The following is a 2,847-nucleotide window of genomic DNA, read 5'->3' on the forward strand; positions in this document are numbered from 1 at the left end:
TTAATAAATCTGGTTATTTCTTCTCCAACAAGATCTGCAGCAAAATTATATCCGAACCAACTTGTTACAATTTGTGCTAGTAACAATAAAGCAGGCACTAAAGTTAGCCAAAACGTTTTGCTTTTCACGCGTACTTTCCAATTGATTTTCATATTAATCTCTCCTTTTTATTCATTGTCTTTTCTGTTGATTTCCTCTTGAAATTCTTGCGAAAAACTTTTACTGTCTCCCTCCATCTTTTTCAACCGTTCAGCTAATCCGTGCGGAACCAATACGCCTACTGCAGCTAAGTTTTCAATAATAGACAGGCCTTCATTTGCTATATAAAAAAGCACAGTAGCATAAGTAACTGCGCCATTAAGCATTAATATTTGATCTACTACATTTGCCAAGATAATGACCACTAAGACTAATATCTTCCTCGCATAGCCAAACAGGCTACGCCTTGACCATAGTTTTTTGTTTTTCCACGCCTTGAAAATACCTGTTATTACATCTAAAGCCATTAGAAGCAGCAATAAATGCAAAAATTTAACGTCACCAAACAAATATAAACGGGCTGCTTCTATGTGCTCCAAGTTAACACCGCCACTTCCATTCATTAAACCTCTCCTTCAATTGGATTACCCCCTAGTTAAATCGAATCATTTATATAAAAAACGACAGGTATCTAGCTTAACCTGTCGAAGAAATATAGTACTGCGCTTCCCTAGTTGCGCAGGAGAGCCTGTTACAGGCATGCTCGTTTTTCTGTATAAAAAAACAAGCCGTTTAAGCTTGTGCAGGAACTTCCAATATTCTTTCTGATACTTTTTGTCTAACAATATCTCTAAGTGCATCGATTGTACTGTTATCGTTAAATTCTTGTGGCGTTAGTGGTATATAGCCATTAACGGTAATTGTACGTTCATCATCGTTACCTCGAAAATTCACGCGAACATTATCGACAGCTCCATTAACATAATTCATGTTTACACTTGTAATATTAATCTCCATCATTAGCACTCTCCTCTTTTTCAGATTTTAATTGCTCATTTTCTTGTTGTAACCTAGCATTTTGCTCGGTTAAAATCGCGATCTTACGGTTAGCATTACTTACCTGTTGAGACCATTCAGCATTAATCACATCAATTACTTTATTTACATCTTGTTGCATTAAAGCCCCTCCTCTAGTTTTTCTACTTTTTGTTTTAGTACCTGGTTCTCCATCTCGAGATAATTAATGCGATCTACGTGATTATCAGTGATGCCAAGTAATTCTTTGATACCTTTGATAGATAAACTGTTCATAGCTGATTGGCTTATCGCATCTCCTTCCGCATTTAAAAGCATAGAAGGTGTATGATAATCTTTACCGATCACGTAACCATATTTCATAGTTTCATCGCCACGCACTGCGTCATTTATATAGCGATATTGATACAAATCTGATTGCTTAATAATCTCTAGAGCATTATCTTCCCACAAAGCTATATCTTGTTTATTTTCTGCTAATGAACGAACATCAAACGAACTGGCTTGGAATGGAACAAAATTGCTTGTTGTTCCAACTTCTGTTGCCCTTAAACCTGCTCCTGGTTGGGAGCGTAAATATAAATAAGCACCTGAGCCATTATGATCAATTGCGTTGGTTTCTATATAATGTACTCCGTCCATGCGTAACGTGCTGCCGATCTCTGTTTGAAAAACTATTTTTCCGTTAGCATCTAAAATCAAGTCGTTACCGCCAGAATATATACTTGCATCCGGGTTACCATCGAACCAATCACCAAATCCAATATCACCACTATTGCCTATATATGTTCCTCCGCCTGTAGAATTACGAACAGCTAAACCTATATTGTTAAGTAGAACCTCGGTAGACCAACTTTCACGTGAACCATCTGACAAAACCTGTCCAGATTTCAAAGAAAATTTTCCATCATTCATATCTAAATTACCGTACATATTGTTTGTACCATCACCAGAACCGCCCCACTCATCCCAATAATCCCCCTCAGAATGAATATGGTTATTTTCTATTGTTGTATAGTTGCGGCTATTTGTCGTGGAATTAAAAACAGAACCGTTTATATTAACACCGTTAATTGTACCTGCATTTATTTCACCTAAATCACCTGTTATATCAGATAGTACATTTACCGCTCCGACAAGATTAATTTTGTCTGATTGAATTATGGCGCTTTCGCTTGATAAATTTATAGCTGATATGACACCATTTTTTTCTACTCTTAATTCAATCTCATCAGCAAGTTGTGTGATTTCAGATTCAGCATAGTTTAACACGACATCAATATCTGCTTGCACATCTTCTGGCGCTGGTGTCCAGTCGGTAGCTTTGTCACCTTTAGCCAACATGACTTGAACATCTTCTTTTGGCCTGCCATTTAAAAAATCAGATCTAAAAACAATTCTGAAAAAAGCAGGCACCGTATTTGCAGGGTGAGTGGAAGGACCATAAGGATAGTTATAATTTTCATCTGGCACGGTAAATCTTTCTTGATAACTTAAAGCACCTACATATTTTTGATTAGCGTTGTAAAACATCAATTGGTCTATTTGATAATTACAGCTGAATTTATCTCCAACAGAACATTCTATATACCCGCTAAGTAAACTTCCTACTTCACCCGCAACACGCCCATTACTCCATGAAAGAATTTTGTCTTCCGTTGCTTCTGCAATGACAAAATAGTTCCTTACGCCAATTTCTAAATCGCCAATCGCACCTTCCACGTAACTTGCTTCAACTTTACTTGCGATTTGATCAGCTTGTACGCTAAGTGTCGCAGAATGATCGTCCACAATACCTGCAACTGTATCTACTCTGCTACTGTCTGCTTTTAA

Annotated in this window: 5 protein-coding genes; all 5 read right to left on the reverse strand. The window is 37.1% G+C overall.

What is annotated here, in order from left to right; translation table 11 throughout:
- The coding region (locus tag DES48_RS15645; RefSeq protein ID WP_113870227.1) for a phage holin at window positions 1-152 on the reverse strand (152 nt) is incomplete at its 3' end.
- A 15-nt stretch (window positions 153-167) separates the two neighbouring features.
- Window positions 168-602 (reverse strand): phage holin family protein, encoded by a 435-nt coding sequence (locus tag DES48_RS15650; protein ID WP_113870228.1) that lies wholly within the window; start codon window positions 600-602, stop codon window positions 168-170.
- 169 nt (window positions 603-771) lie between these two features.
- Window positions 772-999: a hypothetical protein gene (locus tag DES48_RS15655; RefSeq protein WP_147232421.1), complete on the reverse strand. Its 228-nt coding sequence runs from the start codon at window positions 997-999 to the stop codon at window positions 772-774.
- A complete protein-coding gene (locus DES48_RS16055; RefSeq protein WP_170126257.1) occupies window positions 986-1,156 on the reverse strand; it encodes a hypothetical protein in 171 nt (56 codons plus the stop codon). Before DES48_RS16055 ends, DES48_RS15655 begins: the two co-directional genes overlap by 14 nt.
- Window positions 1,156-2,847, reverse strand: a 1,692-nt coding sequence (locus tag DES48_RS16060; protein ID WP_170126258.1) for a tail fiber domain-containing protein, incomplete at its 5' end; no start/stop codon positions are given. The genes DES48_RS16060 and DES48_RS16055, both read right to left, overlap by 1 nt.

The organism is Paraliobacillus ryukyuensis (assembly GCF_003315295.1).
In the GTDB taxonomy this organism is placed as follows: domain Bacteria; phylum Bacillota; class Bacilli; order Bacillales; family Amphibacillaceae; genus Paraliobacillus; species Paraliobacillus ryukyuensis.

Coding starts and splice junctions, on each gene's coding strand:
- DES48_RS15650 (WP_113870228.1), bottom strand. CDS start 602: ATGAATGGAAGTGGCGGTGTTAACTTGGAGCACATAGAAGCAGCCCGT.
- DES48_RS15655 (WP_147232421.1), bottom strand. CDS start 999: ATGATGGAGATTAATATTACAAGTGTAAACATGAATTATGTTAATGGA.
- DES48_RS16055 (WP_170126257.1), bottom strand. CDS start 1,156: ATGCAACAAGATGTAAATAAAGTAATTGATGTGATTAATGCTGAATGG.